Origin of the sequence: Sporosarcina ureae (assembly GCF_002082015.1) — a bacterium.
Lineage (GTDB): Bacteria > Bacillota > Bacilli > Bacillales_A > Planococcaceae > Sporosarcina > Sporosarcina ureae_A.
Genome location: NZ_CP015109.1, coordinates 2,470,322 through 2,488,835 on the forward strand (window position 1 = coordinate 2,470,322; position 18,514 = coordinate 2,488,835).

At 45.0% G+C, this 18,514-nt stretch carries 15 protein-coding genes; 14 read left to right on the forward strand and 1 reads right to left on the reverse strand.

Features of this window, described 5'->3' with window-relative positions; genetic code table 11:
* Positions 1 to 13 precede the first annotated feature (13 nt).
* The 7 genes from SporoP17a_RS12195 to SporoP17a_RS12225 all read left to right on the forward strand — a co-directional run bounded on the left by SporoP17a_RS12195 (position 14) and on the right by SporoP17a_RS12225 (position 10,685).
* Positions 14 to 865 carry a 3-hydroxybutyryl-CoA dehydrogenase gene (locus SporoP17a_RS12195; protein ID WP_083034928.1) on the forward strand — a complete coding sequence of 284 codons (852 nt, stop codon included), beginning with the start codon at positions 14 to 16 and terminating at the stop codon, positions 863 to 865.
* A 32-nt stretch (positions 866 to 897) separates the two neighbouring features.
* Positions 898 to 2,034, forward strand: coding sequence for an acyl-CoA dehydrogenase (locus tag SporoP17a_RS12200; RefSeq protein ID WP_083034929.1), 1,137 nt, complete (start codon positions 898 to 900; stop codon positions 2,032 to 2,034).
* Positions 2,035 to 2,279: 245 nt separating this feature from the next.
* Complete coding sequence (locus SporoP17a_RS12205) at positions 2,280 to 3,419, forward strand: acyl-CoA dehydrogenase (RefSeq protein WP_083034930.1); 1,140 nt, start codon at positions 2,280 to 2,282, stop codon at positions 3,417 to 3,419.
* A gap of 15 nt (positions 3,420 to 3,434) precedes the next feature.
* Positions 3,435 to 4,052, forward strand: a complete 618-nt coding sequence (locus tag SporoP17a_RS12210; RefSeq protein WP_083034931.1) for a TetR/AcrR family transcriptional regulator — start codon at positions 3,435 to 3,437, stop codon at positions 4,050 to 4,052.
* A gap of 68 nt (positions 4,053 to 4,120) precedes the next feature.
* Positions 4,121 to 7,378 carry a fused isobutyryl-CoA mutase/GTPase IcmF gene (gene icmF, locus SporoP17a_RS12215; protein ID WP_083034932.1) on the forward strand — a complete coding sequence of 1,086 codons (3,258 nt, stop codon included), beginning with the start codon at positions 4,121 to 4,123 and terminating at the stop codon, positions 7,376 to 7,378.
* A gap of 958 nt (positions 7,379 to 8,336) precedes the next feature.
* Complete coding sequence (rpoE, locus tag SporoP17a_RS12220) at positions 8,337 to 8,912, forward strand: DNA-directed RNA polymerase subunit delta (RefSeq protein ID WP_083034933.1); 576 nt, start codon at positions 8,337 to 8,339, stop codon at positions 8,910 to 8,912.
* Positions 8,913 to 9,083: 171 nt separating this feature from the next.
* Positions 9,084 to 10,685 carry a CTP synthase gene (locus SporoP17a_RS12225; RefSeq protein WP_083034934.1) on the forward strand — a complete coding sequence of 534 codons (1,602 nt, stop codon included), beginning with the start codon at positions 9,084 to 9,086 and terminating at the stop codon, positions 10,683 to 10,685.
* Positions 10,686 to 11,301: 616 nt separating this feature from the next.
* On the opposite strand, the gene SporoP17a_RS12230 is transcribed toward SporoP17a_RS12225, so the two are convergent.
* A complete protein-coding gene (locus tag SporoP17a_RS12230; protein ID WP_083034935.1) occupies positions 11,302 to 11,829 on the reverse strand; it encodes a DUF2529 family protein in 528 nt (175 codons plus the stop codon).
* 229 nt (positions 11,830 to 12,058) lie between these two features.
* Here SporoP17a_RS12230 and SporoP17a_RS12235 point away from each other — a divergent pair, with 229 nt between their 5' ends.
* The 7 genes from SporoP17a_RS12235 (at position 12,059) to rpmE (ending at position 18,466) form a co-directional block, all read left to right on the forward strand.
* Positions 12,059 to 12,433, forward strand: a complete 375-nt coding sequence (locus SporoP17a_RS12235) for a response regulator (RefSeq protein ID WP_167693424.1) — start codon at positions 12,059 to 12,061, stop codon at positions 12,431 to 12,433.
* Between the two features lie 97 nt (positions 12,434 to 12,530).
* On the forward strand, positions 12,531 to 13,388 hold the full coding sequence (locus SporoP17a_RS12240) for a class II fructose-bisphosphate aldolase (protein WP_083034936.1): 858 nt from the start codon (positions 12,531 to 12,533) through the stop codon (positions 13,386 to 13,388).
* A gap of 95 nt (positions 13,389 to 13,483) precedes the next feature.
* Entirely contained in the window at positions 13,484 to 14,131 is a 648-nt protein-coding gene (gene fsa, locus SporoP17a_RS12245) for a fructose-6-phosphate aldolase (RefSeq protein WP_029053467.1), read from the forward strand.
* A 20-nt stretch (positions 14,132 to 14,151) separates the two neighbouring features.
* Positions 14,152 to 15,429: a UDP-N-acetylglucosamine 1-carboxyvinyltransferase gene (locus SporoP17a_RS12250; protein ID WP_083034937.1), complete on the forward strand. Its 1,278-nt coding sequence runs from the start codon at positions 14,152 to 14,154 to the stop codon at positions 15,427 to 15,429.
* Positions 15,430 to 15,567: 138 nt separating this feature from the next.
* Positions 15,568 to 16,533 carry a class II fructose-bisphosphatase gene (glpX, locus tag SporoP17a_RS12255; protein WP_083034938.1) on the forward strand — a complete coding sequence of 322 codons (966 nt, stop codon included), beginning with the start codon at positions 15,568 to 15,570 and terminating at the stop codon, positions 16,531 to 16,533.
* Positions 16,534 to 16,694: 161 nt separating this feature from the next.
* A complete protein-coding gene (rho, locus tag SporoP17a_RS12260) occupies positions 16,695 to 17,975 on the forward strand; it encodes a transcription termination factor Rho (protein ID WP_083034939.1) in 1,281 nt (426 codons plus the stop codon).
* A 275-nt stretch (positions 17,976 to 18,250) separates the two neighbouring features.
* Complete coding sequence (gene rpmE / locus SporoP17a_RS12265; RefSeq protein WP_083034940.1) at positions 18,251 to 18,466, forward strand: 50S ribosomal protein L31; 216 nt, start codon at positions 18,251 to 18,253, stop codon at positions 18,464 to 18,466.
* The last annotated feature ends 48 nt before the right edge of the window (positions 18,467 to 18,514 follow it).

The following is an 18,514-nucleotide window of genomic DNA, read 5'->3' on the forward strand; positions in this document are numbered from 1 at the left end:
GGGGGCATTCCAGATGACAATTGAAAAAGTATTCGTAATCGGTGCAGGACAAATGGGCGGAGGAATTGCTCAAGTCTGCGCACAGGCGGGCTATCAAGTAACTCTTCACGACCTCAATGAAGAAGCATACGACCGAGGTTTTAAAGTCATCACGAAAAACTTAGCGCGCAACGTGGAAAAAGGACGTATGACAGAAGAAGAAAAAGAAGCAGTGCTTGGTCGCTTCACGAAATCACTGGATATGCAAAATGCCAAAGATGTCGACATCGTCATCGAAGCGGCAGTTGAAAACATGGCAATCAAATCAAAGATCTTTGCGGAGCTCGATGAAATCACACCGGAACACACGATATTGGCAACGAACACATCTTCGTTGCCTATTACGGAAATCGGTGCAGCTACTAAACGTCCAGGGAAGGTCATTGGCATGCACTTCATGAATCCAGTACCGGTCATGCAGCTTGTCGAAGTCATTCGAGGCCTGGCTACAGATGATGATGTCTATGAAGCCGTCGAAGAGATGACGAAAAAGCTCAGCAAAACACCAGTTGAAGTGAACGATGCGCCAGGATTTGTTGCGAACCGCGTATTGATGCCGATGATCAACGAAGCCATCTTCACATTATACGAAGGTGTTGCGACGAAAGAAGCCATTGATGATGTCATGAAAATGGGAATGAATCATCCGATGGGACCTCTGCAACTAGCAGATTTCATAGGACTTGATACATGTCTCTACATTATGGAAACACTGTATGAAGGATTCGGCGACTCGAAATACCGTCCATGCCCGTTGCTGCGTAAATACGTCAAGGCGGGTTGGTACGGCAAGAAAACAGGACGCGGTTTCTATTCATACGAATAATCGAATTAAGTGGAAAGTAAGAGGTGAAAAGGATGGATTTTATATTAACAGAAGAACAACAAATGATGCGCCAAATGGTTCGTGATTTCGCAAAGAACGAGATCGAACCTTGGATTCCCCGAATGGAAGATGGAGAGTTTCCACGTGAACTACTAGAGAAAATGGGCGAGCTCGGATTGATGGGCATTACAGCGCCTGAACAGTATGGAGGTTCAGAGATGGACTTCTTGTCATATATCATCGCGATTCACGAACTATCGAAAGTCAGCGCCGTCATGGGCGTCGTGTTGTCTGTCCATACTTCTGTTGGAATGAATCCAATCCTTTACTTCGGCACGGAAGAACAAAAGAACCGCTACTTACCCAAAATGGCATCTGGCGAGTATCTCGGTGCCTTCTGCCTGACTGAAGCATCGTCCGGATCCGATGCAGGTTCATTGAAAACGAAAGCGAAGCGAGTCGACGACCACTACGTGATCAACGGCTCCAAAATATTCATCACAAACGGTGGAGAAGCGGACGTTTACATCGTATTTGCTAACACGGCTCCTGAGAAAGGTACATACGGCATTACCGCATTCATCGTCGACCGAAACACACCGGGGTTATCTATAGGGAAAGACGAAAAGAAAATGGGACTACACGGTTCACGAACCGTCGCACTCAGCTTCGACAATATGAAAGTACCAGTGGAAAATAGACTAGGTGAAGAAGGAAACGGCTTCAAAATCGCTATGGCCAACCTTGACGCTGGACGAATCGGCATCGCTGCTCAAGCACTGGGCATAGCAGAAGCGTCACTAGAAGCCGCCGTCGCCTACGCAAAAGAACGCGAACAATTTGGCAAACCGATCGCAGCCAACCAAGGCATAGGATTTAAGCTAGCCGACATGGCGACCGCAACAGAAGCAGCCAGATTACTAGTCTACCGCGCAGCTTGGCTACGTTCAGAAGACAAACCATGCGGCAAAGAAGCCTCCATGGCCAAACTATTCGCATCCCAAGCATCCGTAGACAACTCCATAGAAGCCGTCCAAGTATTCGGCGGCTACGGTTACACTAAAGACTATCCAGTAGAACGCTACTTCCGCGACGCCAAAGTATGTCAAATTTACGAAGGCACAAGCGAAATCCAAAGAGTCGTCATCGCCAAACATCTAACAAACTAAAGCTAGAAGCGCTTAGGGGAGCGCATAGCGCGGTGACCTACAACAACTTACAAATTTAATGATGTCAGTTTGCTTCAACAAGACGTAGGTAGGGATTGGAGCAGAAGAGGGGCGACTCCTGAGGCTCAAGATTACGCCCCCCGGAAAGCGTCCCTTTCTGGAGCTCCAATCCCCAAACCACAAGCCTAACTTAAGCTATAGCAATTTCATTCAGTAATCAAAAAAACAAAAGGGTGGGAGAAAAAATGGACTTTAAATTATCAGAAGAACATGAAATGATCAGAAAAATGGTACGCGACTTTGCACAGAAGGAAGTAGCACCAACCGCAGCACAACGAGACGAAGACGAAACCTTCGACATGGACATCTTCCACAAGATGGCCGAACTCGGACTCACAGGCATTCCATGGCCAGAAGAATATGGCGGCATCGGCAGCGACTTCCTAGCGTACGTCATCGCGGTAGAAGAACTATCCCGTGTCTGCGCATCTACAGGCGTCGTCCTATCCGCACACACCTCACTAGCAGGATGGCCACTATTCAAATACGGCAACGAAGAACAAAAACAAAAATACTTACGCCCACTGGCTGAAGGTTCGAAGATGGGAGCGTACTGCCTAACGGAAGCAGGCTCAGGATCAGACGCAGGGGGAATGAAAACGACAGCGAAGCTTGATGGTGACGACTACGTGCTAAATGGCTCGAAAATATTCATCACGAATGGTGGAATCGCTGACACATATATCGTCTTTGCTGTAACGGATCCAGAATCCAAACATAAAGGAACAAGCGCATTCATTGTAGAAAGTACATTTGAAGGATTCTCTGTAGGAAAGAAAGAGAAGAAAATGGGCATTCGTTCATCTCCGACAACAGAAGTCGTACTGGATAACTGTCGCGTACCGAAAGAAAATCTTCTAGGAGAAGAAGGCGATGGTTTCATTATCGCGATGAAAACGCTCGACGGTGGACGTAATGGAATCGCTGCTCAAGCAGTAGGAATTGCACAAGGCGCATTGGACGCGGCAGTCGATTATTCAAAAGAACGTGTACAATTCGGCAAGCCGATCGTAGCCAACCAAGGCATCAGTTTCAAACTAGCGGATATGGCGACAGCGACAGAAGCATCTCGTCTGTTAACATACCAAGCAGCATGGCTCGAATCGAACGACCTGCCGTACGGTAAAGCCTCTGCTATGGCGAAACTAATGGCTGGTGACACAGCGATGAAAGTCACAACAGAAGCGGTTCAAGTATTCGGCGGCTACGGTTATACAAAAGATTATCCAGTAGAGCGCTATATGCGTGACGCGAAAATCACGCAAATCTATGAAGGTACACAAGAAATTCAACGTCTCGTCATCTCGCGTATGCTGACGAAATAACAGGAGGTCTATGCAATGCCCAAACATGAAGTGAAATCTACCGTCAAAGATGAAGAACTCATTCAGAAGCGACGTGAACAAATTAGCCGGGGCGCTGTGAAATTATTTATTGATAAAGGATTCCACAGGACGACTACACGTGAAATCGCCAAAGAAGCGGGCTTCAGTATTGGCACACTGTACGAGTATATTCGGACAAAAGAAGACGTCCTGTATCTCGTCTGTGACAATATTTACAATGAAGTGAAAGTTCGCCTGTCTGAGCTCGACAACAATGACAACACGGTAGAAGGGCTACGTGTGGCGATTGCACGGTATTATGAAGTCATCGATCAAATGTCGGATGAATTCCTCGTCATGTACCAGGAGTCGAAGTCGTTACCTAGCGAAGCACTTCGTTACGTACTCACGAAAGAACTGGAAATGGTTGAGCAATTTGAGACCATTATTCGTAAATGCGTGGAAGCTGGTAATCTTCGCATTGGACGGGATGAAGTATCATTGACCGCACATCACATCCTCGTATCTGGCCAAATGTGGTCGTTCCGAAGATGGGCGTTGCGCAAACAATATACGTTAGAACACTATACGAGAGTACAAACTGATCTACTTATTAAAGGTGTAGAGAAGTAACTAACTTGCGGACTCTGCCACGAAAAAGTTCGTGGCGGTAGTCAGCATGTACGGAAGGTGGAAGACAAATGGTAACCACAGAAATTTATCAACCGAAACACCATATTCGTTTCGTGACGGCATCTAGTTTATTCGACGGGCATGATGCATCCATCAATATCATGCGTAGAATTTTACAGTCAACCGGAGCGGAAGTTATTCATCTCGGACATAATCGATCCGTTGAAGAAGTTGTAAACGCTGCCATCCAAGAAGATGTGCAAGGAATTGCCATGTCATCCTATCAAGGTGGCCACGTGGAGTATTTCAAATACATGTATGACTTGCTGAAAGAAAGAGGCGCTTCCCATATTAAGATATTCGGCGGTGGTGGAGGAGTCATCATCCCGAAAGAAATCAAAGAGTTGCATGAGTATGGCATCGAATGGATCTTTTCACCGGAAGACGGTCGAAAACTAGGTCTACAAGGTATGATCAATAAAATCATGGAATTATCGGATTTCTCCACGACTCCCGAAAGCGAAGAGGCCAACCTGGAGCAGTTGACAGCTGAAACACCAGGTATCTTAGCCAATTTAATTACCTACGTAGAAGAAAAACATATGAAAAAAGATGAAGCAGCGGAGCAGTTACTCGATCACGCCCGTTCCATGTCCAAACAAACGCCGGTACTCGGGATCACTGGTACAGGTGGAGCAGGTAAAAGTTCCTTGACGGATGAATTAATTCGTCGTTTCTTGCGTGAGTTCCCTGATAAAAGAGTAGCGATTCTTTCTGTAGATCCAACGAAGCAAAAAACAGGCGGTGCGTTGCTTGGCGACCGAATTCGCATGAATGCAATCTTTAATAACCGTGTGTACATGCGGAGTTTAGCAACACGTGGCTCACGTTCTGAGCTGACAACGGCGATCCATGATGTATTGGATATCACAAAAGCCGCTGGTTACGATTTAATTATTGTAGAAACGAGCGGAATCGGGCAAGGGGATGCGCGCATTACAGATGTCTCCGACGTTTCAATGTACGTCATGACGAGTGAATTCGGTGCACCGACACAGCTCGAGAAAATCGATATGATCGACTTTGCTGATTTAATTGTTATCAATAAATTCGAGCGTAAAGGTTCAGAAGATGCACTAATTCAAGTCCGCAAACAATATCAGCGTAGCCATTTACTATTTGACAACGATCTAGAAACGATGCCTGTCTATGGCACGATCGCAAGCCAGTTTAACGACAAAGGGACCAACACACTTTTCGCAGCGCTTATTGAAAAGATCAACGACGCAACAGATTCAGATTGGACGACAAGCTACACAGACTTGGTGACGAATCAAAAGCAAACCGTGATCATTCCGCCTGACCGAAGCCATTACTTACGCGAGATCGCTTCCACTGTTCGTAACTACCATGCGAAATCCAAACAACAAGCCGAATTCGCACGTCGGATGTTCCAGTTGGAAGGTGCGATCGAAGCAGTGAAAGAAAGCGATTCTAATGAAGCGTTACTAGACTCATTGAATAGCTTGAAAGAAGGCGTCGAAGAACAACTAACAAGCGAATCCAAGCGAGCTCTGAAAAACTGGGAGTCTTTGAAAGAATCTTACAAGCAGGATGAATATGTAGTGAAAATCCGCGACAAAGAAATCCGTACGTCGCTCAATACTGTAAGTCTTTCTGGCTTGAAGGTTCCGAAAGTAGTCTTGCCGCAATACAGAGACTATGGTGAAATTTTACGTTTTATCTATAGTGAAAATGTTCCAGGTTCATTCCCGTACACTGGAGGCGTCTTCCCATTCAAACGCGAAGGTGAAGATCCACGCCGTCAGTTCGCTGGAGAAGGGACACCTGAACGTACGAACCGTCGTTTCCACTACGTATCAAAAGATGACGACGCGAAACGTCTATCTACAGCGTTTGATTCTGTCACATTATACGGGGAAGACCCTGACGAACGTCCTGACATCTACGGAAAAGTCGGCGAATCGGGTGTGAGCATTTGTACACTAGAAGATATGAAAAAGCTCTATGACGGTTTCGATTTGTGTTCGCCTATGACGTCCGTTTCCATGACAATCAATGGACCGGCACCGATTATTCTAGCGATGTTCATGAATGCAGCTGTCGATCAGCAAGTGCGTAAAAAAGAAGAAGAGCTTGGCCGGACACTCACTGTGGAAGAGTTCACTGAAGTCCGTGAAATGACATTCCAAACAGTGCGTGGAACCGTCCAAGCGGATATTCTAAAAGAAGACCAAGGGCAAAATACATGCATCTTCTCTACAGAATTTGCATTGCGTCTAATGGGCGATATCCAGCAATATTTCATTGATAAAAAAGTTCGTAATTATTATTCGGTGTCGATTTCGGGCTATCATATCGCAGAAGCAGGGTCGAATCCGATTTCGCAGCTAGCGTTCACACTCGCAAACGGCTTCACGTATGTCGAATATTACTTGAGCCGTGGCATGCACATCGACGACTTTGCACCGAATCTGTCGTTCTTCTTCTCAAATGGACTCGATCCCGAATATACGGTCATCGGTCGCGTGGCACGTCGCATTTGGGCAGTTACGATGCGTGACAAATACGGAGCCAATGAACGCAGCCAAAAATTGAAATACCATATCCAAACATCGGGTCGTAGTTTGCATGCGCAGGAAATCGATTTCAACGACATCCGCACAACGTTGCAGGCATTGATGGCATTGCAAGATAACTGTAACTCGCTGCACACAAATGCTTACGACGAAGCCATTACGACACCGACAGAAGAATCTGTTCGTCGTGCGATGGCAATCCAGATGATCATTATGAAAGAACACGGCTTGTCGAAGAACGAAAATCCGCTTCAAGGGGCTTACATTATCGAAGAAATGACAAGTCTCGTGGAAGAAGCGGTATTACAAGAATTCGATCGACTAAATGATCGTGGCGGTGTACTTGGCTCTATGGAGACACAGTACCAGCGCGGCAAAATCCAGGAAGAGTCCATGTATTACGAAATGAAAAAGCACTCAGGTGAGCTACCGATCATCGGCGTCAACACATACGTGAATCCGAATCCACCATCTGAGGAAGATATCGATAATATGGAATTGGCACGTGCAACACAAGAAGAAAAAGAGTCACAAATTACCAACTTGCGCGCTTTCCAAGCTAAGCATGCTGACGAAGCAGAACAAGCGCTTGCTGATCTTCAAGAAGTAGCGATCACAGGAGGCAACGTCTTCGCTGAGTTGATGAAGACGGTGCGAGTAGCGAGCCTTGGACAAATTACCAATGCGCTTTACGAAGTAGGCGGGCAGTACCGCCGTAATATGTAATTGCATCTCAAAGGGGATGCCACAGAAGCCATCACTTCTGGCGGCATCCTCTTTTTTGCATGGGGTTAAGGTGGAAGTCAAATTCAAAGTATAGGTGCATGGGCTGATTGCGCGGGATTGCAACTCCAGCTAGGGACGCGTTTCAGGGGCAGCTGGAGTTGCAGTCCTTGTGTAGAGAGTGAAAAACATAGAATATTCACTGGCTACGGAGTGTGAATTATTGTTGTCCTTGAACTTAATAATGTTCAAGTGTTGAATAGATTACGAAACTGACTTGATAAGTCACAATATGTGTCACTCACTGTCGCTAGTGTGTGAAATAGTAATGTCCCTAGCAATAGTTAAATTTAAGGCCAGAGTGAGTGTAAATGATACGTACTAAACCAGTCACAAGCGCAACTTTAATGGGCAACAATAACTGTCACCCACTCAGCTTGCAAGGGATTGGCGCGTAGGAGGGGCGACTCCTAGAGGATCAGCTCGACAGGTGAGACAATGAAGTGACCCCTCCGAAGCGCAAATCCCCACCCCAACTGCCACTCTATATCAAGTATCCTAGAAACTAAACCAGCTGCTTATAATTCATTCTTCATCAAAGTGGATAATTTAGTAAGTTAATTAGTATAATGAGAACAACAATGAAAAGGGACGTGCTGAATGTGAGATGGTACTATCATGCAATCATAATAGCTCTCTTAATTACACTCACACTCATCTTCTACAACAGCGGACTCGGCGTAATCCCCTTCACCATTGCGGCGGTCTACCTGGGGTATTTGACCATTACTGAGTATAGAAATATAAAGAGAAGTAAAAGAATGTAGCATATTGGTAGAAATAACGTATATAATGTACACTATGCTTATACGCTACAAGATAAAAAACGTCGATCGGCCAAATCATTCACTGACTTGGTCGGTTCCGCGTGTGATTGATAGAAGAAAGGACGTGCCATACATTGAATATCCATGACATGACAAAAGAAGAATTGTTGGAAGAATCATTAATCAACATTACGCACCAAGTACTAACAGAACGACGTGAATCCCTCACGTTAGCGGAATTAATGGAAGAGTTCCGTAAACTTACAGGTATATCCGAGAAAGAATTGAAGGCAAAACTCCTTCAGTTTTATACAGACCTGAACATCGATGGCAGATTCCTTGCGATCCAAGACAACCGTTGGGGCCTGCGCGAATGGTATCCAGTTGATCAGCTCGTGGAAGAAACAGCGCCTGTCGTAAAAGTACGCAAGAAGAAAAAGAAGAAAAAAGATTATGATGAAGAAGATATTGAAGAAGAAGATGATGACGAAGAAGAAATCTTCGATGAAGAATACGTAGAGCTCGGCGAAGAAGATGACGTAGACGACGAGGAAGACGAAGAAGAGGAAGTAGTCGAACTCGAGGAAGATTTAATCGATCCTGATGACGATCTGGAAGTTATTCCTGAAGTAGAACTCGATATCGAAGAAGATGACGAGGACGAAGAAGAAGACGAAGAGTACGACGAAGAGTACGAGGAAGAGAAATAATTGGACTTGACTTTTAGTGCCCAAAAATATAAGATTTGGATGGGCTCCTGAAAAGGACACATAAATTCGTGTATACGCGCTCCTTATTGTAGTTACGCTACAAACGGGGCGCTTTTTTGATTTTATATCGACCCTACAAGCATGGAAAAAGAATAAATGGAGGCACTACACATGACAAAATATATTTTCATTACAGGCGGCGTCGTCTCTTCTTTAGGTAAAGGTATTAACGCAGCATCACTTGGACGTTTACTTAAAAACCGCGGTTTGAAAGTCACTAACCAAAAATTCGACCCATATATCAATATTGACCCACGCATGATGAGCCCATACCAGCACGGAGAAGTTTTCGTAACAGAAGACGGTGCGGAAACGGATCTTGACATCGGTCACTATGAGCGTTTTATCGACATCGAATGTAATCGTTACTCCAACGTAACAATGGGGAAAGTGTATGATCTAGTATTGCGTAAAGAACGCGCTGGCGAATATAATGGCGCAACAGTTCAGGTAATCCCGCATATTACGAATGAAATTAAAGAATTGATCAAACGTGCTGGTCAAACATTGAACGCAGATGTCGTCATTACAGAAATTGGTGGTAGCGTAGGGGATATCGAATCCTTGCCGTATCTTGAAGCCATTCGCCAAATGAAAACAGATCTTGCGAAAGATGACGTGATGTACATCCACAACACGCTCATTCCGTATTTGCATGCAGCTGGTGAAATGAAAACGAAGCCGACGCAGCACAGTGTTAAGGAATTACGTAGCCTTGGAATTCAGCCGAACATGATCGTCGTACGAAGCGAATACCCAGTACCGCAAGAAATGAAAGACAAGATCGCGTTGTTCTGTAACATTAAGTCAGAAGAAGTAATCGAAGCACTCGATGCAGAAACTTTATACGAAGTACCTCTTCGTTTGCATGAACAAAACATGGATCAGCTAGTTGTGGATTACTTGGGTCTTGAAACGCCACAACCTGAACTTTCAGAAGTGGAACAACTAGTAAAGTTGGTTAAGTCACTAAAAGAAACAGTGAAAATCGGTTTAGTTGGTAAGTATGTGGAATTACAAGATGCATACATTTCAGCAGTTGAAGCTATGCGTCACGCCGGATACTCGTTCGACGCAGATATCGATATTAAGTGGATCAACTCTGCAGATGTGACTTCTGAAAACGTAGCAGAACTTCTTGGAGACGTAGATGGTATTCTTGTACCAGGTGGCTTCGGAGATCGTGCGATCGATGGTAAAATTGAAGCGATCACGTATGCACGTGAACAGAAGATTCCATTCTTCGGTATCAGTTTAGGTTTACAGTTAGCGGCTACTGAAATCGCGCGTAACGTCATCGGTCTGAAAACAGCTCACTCATTGGAGTTCGACACAGAGACTGAGCATCAGGTAACAACATTCCATCCAGATTGCCGTACAGCACGCGAAGCAGACAGTACATTGCGTCTAGGTGCGTATCCGTGTAAAGTAGCTGAAAATACGAAGGCTTCCGCTGCATATGGCGAGGAGTTAGTGTACGAGCGTCATCGTCACCGTTATGAAATGAACTTAGCATACCGTGCGCAGTTGGAAGAGGCAGGATTCATCGTATCTGGAATTAGCCCGGACGGTCGCTTGATCGAAATTATGGAAATGAAAGACCATCCATACTTCGTGGCATGCCAGTTCCACCCGGAATTCGCTTCCCGTCCAAATCGTCCATCACCACTCATCCGCGATTTCATCCGCGCGGCGCTTGAGCATAAAAACTAAAATCAATGCCCACAGAAGACTTGTCCTCTGTGGGCATTTTCGGCATTACATATTAGTGGAGACTAGAAATTAGAGTTGCTGAGTGCAGGGGGATTGAAGCTCCAGCTGGCGGACGCTTTCCCATGGGCTCGGCTTGAGCCGCTTCCTACGCTTCGCTTCGTCCAGGGTCTCAAGCTCTCGCTGATCCATCGGGAGTCACCGCCAGCTTCCGCTTCAATCCTACTTACCGAGTGGATGTACTCGCAACACTTACTGTAGATCGTGTATGATTTTTTGCTGTTTTGAAAATTTTTTAAGTCAAGTGCAAATCTAATCCAGTTTCTAGTTAATCACTGATTACTAACGAAACTTCAATGCGCAATGGAAAGTATCACCCACTCACATCGTAAGGGATTGGCGCGTAGGAGGGGCGACTCCCGATGGATCAGCCCGATCAGGTGAGACAACCGAAGAGAGCAAGAGCCGTAGCGAAGGACGGCTTTTGCGAGTAAAAGCGAAGCGTTAGGAGCACATGTTTGCACTAGCGAACTGGTTGGCTCACCGCGGGCCCATGGCAAAAAGCGTCCCCTCCGAAGCGCCAATCCCCACCCCAACAGTAATTTCACCCTATGCCAAGTTACAGTTCGTCGTCTTCATCCGCCAACATATCATCAATCGACAGCTTCACTGCCTCGTACACAAACAACGCAGCGAGCGCGTGGGGCTGTACGATTCTTTCGCCTGTAGGACCCGGAATCAGTCCCTTTTTCAAACCTGTCGAAATATACGTATGCGCAAGAGAAGCGAGTTCATTGTCGTCTTCTTCCTTATCCGCAGCCAACACGGCAAACGGGATGAATTGATCCGCCAGCTCCTGTGCCAGCTCAAGCGCAGCGGGATGATCTGCCTTTCGAACAAGCAACCACACGCGATCTGCCGTCGTCAGCTCCAACTCTTTAGTGTAACGAATCGCACCCTCCAACGGTTCAACACCATCCAGTGCAGTCGCAGTCACAGCTTTCATTTCATCAAAAGCAGCCAAGACAATTCGTCCTTCGCCTACTAATGCTTGCGCCAATAAACGAGCAGTTTCCTCCATTGACTCTTCTTGTCCTTCTGCAATTCTCTCCAGAAGACCTCTAATCTGTGTAGTTAATATTTTCACGAAAATCCCTCCAAAAGCTCAGTATATGTGAGAAAAGAAAGAAGTGCAAAATAGTTGACGAAAAATAAAGGAATTGTTGGAATACTCTAGAATAACATTACATAGACGAAAAATAGAGAAATAGAATCATACATAATTTTTCTATACACGCGCCTTTATTATATAGGAATAATGAAGGGTGGATTTCACTGTAAGTACAAAATCAAACAAAAAATTAGGGATGGGAGAGATGTGGATGAAACATTTATTAATTGTAGACGACCAACCAGGAATACGGTTATTACTGGAGGAAATCTTCAAGACAACCGGAATAATGACAGCGCTTGCATCAAATGGAAAAGAAGCGTTAGAAATAGTTCAGAAACTTAATCCAGACTGTATTTTGCTTGATATGAAGATGCCGGGTATGAATGGTGTCGAGGTATTAAGAGAAATTCGAACCCTATCGCCTGACGCAATTGTCATGATGATGACAGCGTACAGTGAAATAGAATTACTTGAAGATGCCGACAAACTTGGTATTGATCAGCACTTTACCAAGCCATTCGATATCTTCGAAGTGCGCGATAGCGTCTTAAAAAGGTTAGAGCTACTAGACGTCTGATAGTAGTAATCATGGCGTGAATTTGATATGCTAGTGGATGGAAATAACTATAATTACAACACATAAAAATTCGTGAAAACTCAAGGAGGAATTTTACATGCCACTGGTCTCGATGAAGGAAATGATGATCCAAGGTAAAGAGCGAGGATATGCGATCGGTCAATATAACTTGAATAACCTGGAATATACACAAGCCATCTTACAAGCTGCCGAAGAAGAGAAATCGCCTGTTATTTTAGGCGTTTCAGAAGGCGCTGCACGCTATATGGGCGGATTCAAAACAGTCGTTATGATGGTAAAAGGATTAATGGAGGACTACGGTACGACTGTGCCGGTAGCCATTCATTTGGATCACGGTTCCAGCTTTGAAAAGTGTAAGGAAGCGATCGAAGCAGGCTTCACTTCTGTCATGATCGATGCATCTTCTAAGCCACTTGAAGAAAACATTGAAATCACGAAAAAAGTGGTGGATTTCGCGAAGCAACATAATGTATCAGTAGAAGCTGAACTTGGCGTAGTTGGTGGTCAGGAAGATGACGTCATCGCAGACGGTGTTATTTATGCAGATCCGGCTGAATGCAAAGAGCTTGTGGAGCAGACAGGTATCGACTGCCTGGCACCTGCACTTGGTTCTGTACACGGACCGTATAAAGGTGAACCGAATCTTGGATTTGAAGAAATGGAAGAAATCTCAAAACAAGGCGATATTCCACTTGTGTTGCACGGTGGCACAGGTATTCCGACGAAGGATATCCAACATGCCATTTCACTTGGTACGTCTAAAATTAACGTCAACACAGAAAATCAGATTCAAGGTACGAAAGCTGTACGCGACATCTTGAACGAAGATGCCGACGTGTATGATCCACGTAAATACCTTGGACCAATGCGCGAAGCGATCAAAGCAACAGTAATCGGTAAAATGCGTGAGTTTGGCAGTTCAAACCAAGCGTAATGACAGTATGTAGATGGAGCAAAGGAGGAGCGTAACCTGTCTCCTTCTTTGCTTTTTAGTTAAATGAATAACCCACAACTAGGAGGATAACAAACATGAAATTTTTTATAGATACAGCCAATTTTGAGGAAATTAAAGAAGCGCATAGCTGGGGGATCATCTCTGGTGTCACAACTAACCCTTCGCTAGTCGCAAAAGAAAATATTTCATTCCACGACCGCTTGAAAGAAATTACGGCTCTCGTACCGGGTTCTGTCAGTGCGGAAGTCATCGCTTTAGATGCGGAAGGTATGATCGAAGAAGGACGTAAACTTGCAGCCCTTGCAGAAAACATCACAGTGAAATTACCGATGACACCTGAAGGCTTGAAAGCTTGTTCTGTATTCGCAGCAGAAGGAATCAAAACGAACGTCACACTTATTTTTAGTGCCAACCAAGCCTTACTTGCAGCACGTGCAGGCGCGACGTACGTTTCACCGTTCATCGGACGTTTGGATGACATTGGCCAAAATGGTGTCGAATTAATCGAAACGATTTCAGACATCTTCACGATCCATGACTTGGATACACAAATTATCGCGGCTTCCATCAGACACCCACAACATATCACGGCTGCAGCACTTGCAGGAGCGCATATTGCGACCACTCCATTCAACGTACTTCAGAGTCTGTTTGCACACCCGTTGACGACTAAAGGAATCGATCAATTTTTGAAAGACTGGGAAACCAGAACGAATAAGTGATAGAACAAAAGGAGCTTGAAATGGACGTTTATAAAATCAAAGGCGGAAAACGACTGCAAGGAACGATCAGAGTGAGTGGAGCAAAGAACAGCGCAGTAGCTCTTATTCCTGCCGCTATTTTAGCTGATTCACCTGTTACCATTGCAGGTCTTCCCGAAATTTCAGATGTCTATACATTGCAGGCGCTCGTCGAAGAAATCGGCGGCAAAGTGGAAATGAAAGATGGCACGATGATCATCGACCCAACTGAAATCATTTCTATGCCATTGCCTAACGGTAACGTCAAAAAACTTCGTGCTTCCTACTATATGATGGGGGCGATGCTTGGCAAGTTCAAGCACGCAGTCATCGGATTACCTGGAGGTTGTCACTTGGGACCACGCCCGATTGATCAACATATTAAGGGCTTTGAAGCACTGGGTGCCAAAGTCGAAAATGAACATGGCGCTATTTATTTGCGTGCAGATGAACTGTATGGCGCGAAAATTTATTTAGACGTCGTCAGCGTTGGTGCTACGATCAATATCATGCTTGCTGCTGTGAAAGCAAAAGGCAAAACAATTATTGAAAATGCAGCGAAAGAACCCGAAATTATTGATGTCGCGACGTTGCTTTCAAATATGGGCGCGAATATTAAAGGGGCAGGAACGAATGTCATTCGTATCGAAGGTGTTGAAACATTGCACGGTACGAAACACACGATCATTCCAGACCGCATTGAAACAGGTACGCATATGATTATGGCGGCTGCAATTGGTGATGGCGTCACGATTGATAATGTCATTCCTTTACATGTTGAGGCAGTCACAGCGAAGCTTCGTGAAATGGGCGTAAAAGTAGAAGTCGGTGAAGAACAAATTTTCATTCCAAAAACTGAGAAACTTCATGCGGTCGATGTGAAAACTCTTGTCTATCCAGGATTCCCAACAGACTTGCAGCAACCATTCGGTGTTTTATCGACACAGGCAGAAGGTTCATCCATTCTGACAGACACAATTTATCCCGCTCGCTTCAAACAAATCGATGAGCTTCGTCGAATGAATGCGGACGGTAGAGTAGAAGGCCGATCTGCTATCATAACAGGACCAACGGAATTGCAAGCGGCAACGGTTGAAGCAACCGATTTACGTGCTGGAGCTGCGTTATTGATCGCAGGATTACTAGCTAGCGGAGAAACAGAAGTTCATGAAATTGAACATATTGAACGCGGCTATGGCGATATCATTAACAAACTGCGAAATCTCGGTGCTGAGATCGATAAAGTACATGTGCTCACTCCATCTTCAATTTCTGAGTGACGCTAATTGCCAAAACGTGTATAATAGACTCAAACGACACATCCATTACGTATGAAAGTGGCCAATGGGTGCGGACGTAGGCAAATGAAAGGTAATTCGCAATACGCGCCTTACCGCAAACAGGAGGAACAAAACATTATGGAACGTAGTTTATCAATGGAATTAGTGCGTGTAACAGAGGCAGCAGCCGTAGCGGCAGCTCGCTGGATGGGACGCGGCTTGAAGAACGAAGCAGACGACGCAGCAACAGAAGCGATGCGTACAGTATTCGACACAATTCCTATGGAAGGTGTAGTCGTGATCGGTGAAGGTGAAATGGACGAAGCACCTATGCTATATATCGGTGAAGAGCTTGGAACAGGTCACGGACCCGCTGTAGACATCGCTGTCGATCCAGTTGAAGGTACGAATATCGTAGCAGCAGGTGGTTGGAATGCGCTAGCTGTTCTAGCTGTTGCAGATAAAGGCAACTTGCTAAACGCACCGGATATGTACATGGACAAAATCGCAGTAGGACCTGAAGCGGTTGGGAAAATTGATATCGACGCAAGCGTTACAGATAACTTGAAGGCTGTAGCAAAAGCGAAAAATAAATCAGTATCTGATCTCGTGGCATCTGTTTTAAATCGTGAACGCCACGCAGACATCATCGAGGAAATTCGTGAAGCGGGTGCTCGTATTAAGTTGATCGAAGATGGCGACGTAGCAGCTGCGATCAACACAGCTTTCGATGACACCGGTGTGGATATTTTATTCGGTAGAGGCGGTGCTCCGGAAGGCGTAATCGCAGCAGTCGGCTTGAAATGTCTCGGTGGAGAAATCCAAGGACGTCTCGTTCCTTCAAATGATGAAGAAAGAGCACGTTGTATTAAAATGGGCATCGATGTAGACAAAGTTCTCATGATGGACGATTTAGTTAAAGGAGACGACTGTATTTTCGCAGCAACAGGTGTAACAGACGGTGAATTGATGGACGGCGTGCAGTTTAAAGGTACGTATTGCCGAACTCAGTCGATTGTTATGCGCTCGAAATCAGGAACAATTCGTTTCGTAGAAGGTCGCCACAGTATGAAGAAAAAACCTCTTCTCGTAATGCAAGACTAACTCCCTCAACACCCGGTGTCACAACCGGGTCTCTATTTCCTAAAAACTATCTAGATCCATAATGTCCGGCTACTGAAGGAAAGGAAGTACATCACGTACTTTCCTTTCTATTTACTATGCCAAATTTTCCATATAATAAATGAAGAGTGGTGTACGCATAGATGACAATGATTACCCTTGCAGACCTAGAGAATATGACGCTCAAAGAGCTATACTCTCATGCGAAGCAGTTTAAGGTTACCAACTATAGCAAACTGACAAAGAAAGAATTGATCTTCGCTATATTAAAATCCCGCGCGGAACAAGAAGGCTTCTTCTTCATGGAAGGTGTCCTCGAAATTATTCAATCTGAAGGATACGGATTCTTACGTCCGATTAATTACTCATCCAGTTCAGAAGATATCTACATCTCAGCATCTCAAATCCGTCGTTTCGATTTACGTAACGGAGACAAAGTAACAGGGAAAGTGCGACCACCAAAAGAAAACGAACGCTTCTATGGTTTACTACAAGTAGAAGCAGTCAACGGGCAAAATCCAGAAGTCTCACGCGAACGTGTGCACTTCCCAGCGTTGACACCTTTATATCCTGAACGTCAAATTCATTTGGAAACGTCAAAAAACAATGTTTCCACACGTATTATGGACCTCGTCTCTCCGGTCGGATTTGGTCAACGTGGATTAATCGTCGCGCCTCCAAAAGCAGGGAAGACGACATTGCTGAAAGAAATTGCCAATTCCATCACAACAAACCATCCCGAAGCGGAACTCATTGTATTGCTGATCGACGAACGTCCAGAAGAAGTAACGGACATCGAACGTTCAGTGAAAGCCGATGTAGTCAGTTCCACGTTCGATGAAGTGCCGCAAAACCACGTCAAAGTAGCAGAACTTGTGCTCGAACGCGCAATGCGTCTAGTCGAAAGTAAACGCGACGTGATCATCTTAATGGACTCCATCACTCGATTGGCACGCGCATTCAACCTAGTCATCCCACCGAGTGGACGAACACTATCCGGAGGAATTGATCCGGCAGCTTTCCACCGTCCGAAAAGATTCTTCGGTGCTGCACGTAACATCGAAGAAGGCGGAAGCTTAACCATCCTTGCGACAGCCCTAATTGAAACCGGTTCACGTATGGACGAAGTCATCTACGAAGAATTCAAAGGAACGGGCAACATGGAATTACACCTAGATCGCAACCTAGCTGAACGCAGAATCTTCCCAGCGCTCGATATCCGTCGCTCAGGCACGCGAAAAGAAGAACTGCTCATTCCAAAAGACAACTTGGAAAAACTATGGGCTATCAGAAAAACGTTCTCCGACTCCCACGACTTCACCGAACGCTTCATGAAAAAACTGAGCCAATCTGAAAACAACGAAGAATTCTTCAACAAGCTTAATGAAGAAATGAAGGCGAAAAAAGGCAAGGGTCTAATTTGATTTATCAAGTATAACCATGTGGGTTTTGTTTTACTTTTACGCACGTAAACGAAAAAACTAAGTGAGCTTATGCCCAGTAAATACCCAAATCAAACAGTTGCACAACGTATCGAATTTTGCTATACTAATCAAGTACAGTTTTTCTGTACACCGCATATACGGCTGACAAACACGGGCCGTGTACGGCATCGATCGTTTCATTGGCAACTGGTCAATAAAACATCCATAATTTCAAACTCTGTGCCAGATGGTTCAGGGCGAAAGGAGAGATATCGATGAAAGCAGGAATTCATCCCGATTACAAACTCGCAACAGTAACTTGCTCATGTGGCAATACATTTGAAACAGGTTCTGTAAAAGAGGACATTCGCGTAGAAGTATGCTCAGAATGTCACCCATTCTACACTGGCCGTCAGAAGTTTGCTACAGCAGACGGACGAGTTGACCGTTTCAACAAGAAATACGGCATCAAGACAGAAGGACAAGAGTAATAAAAGCCAGATACCCGTCAGGTGCAGTCGTGCCAGACGGGTATTTTT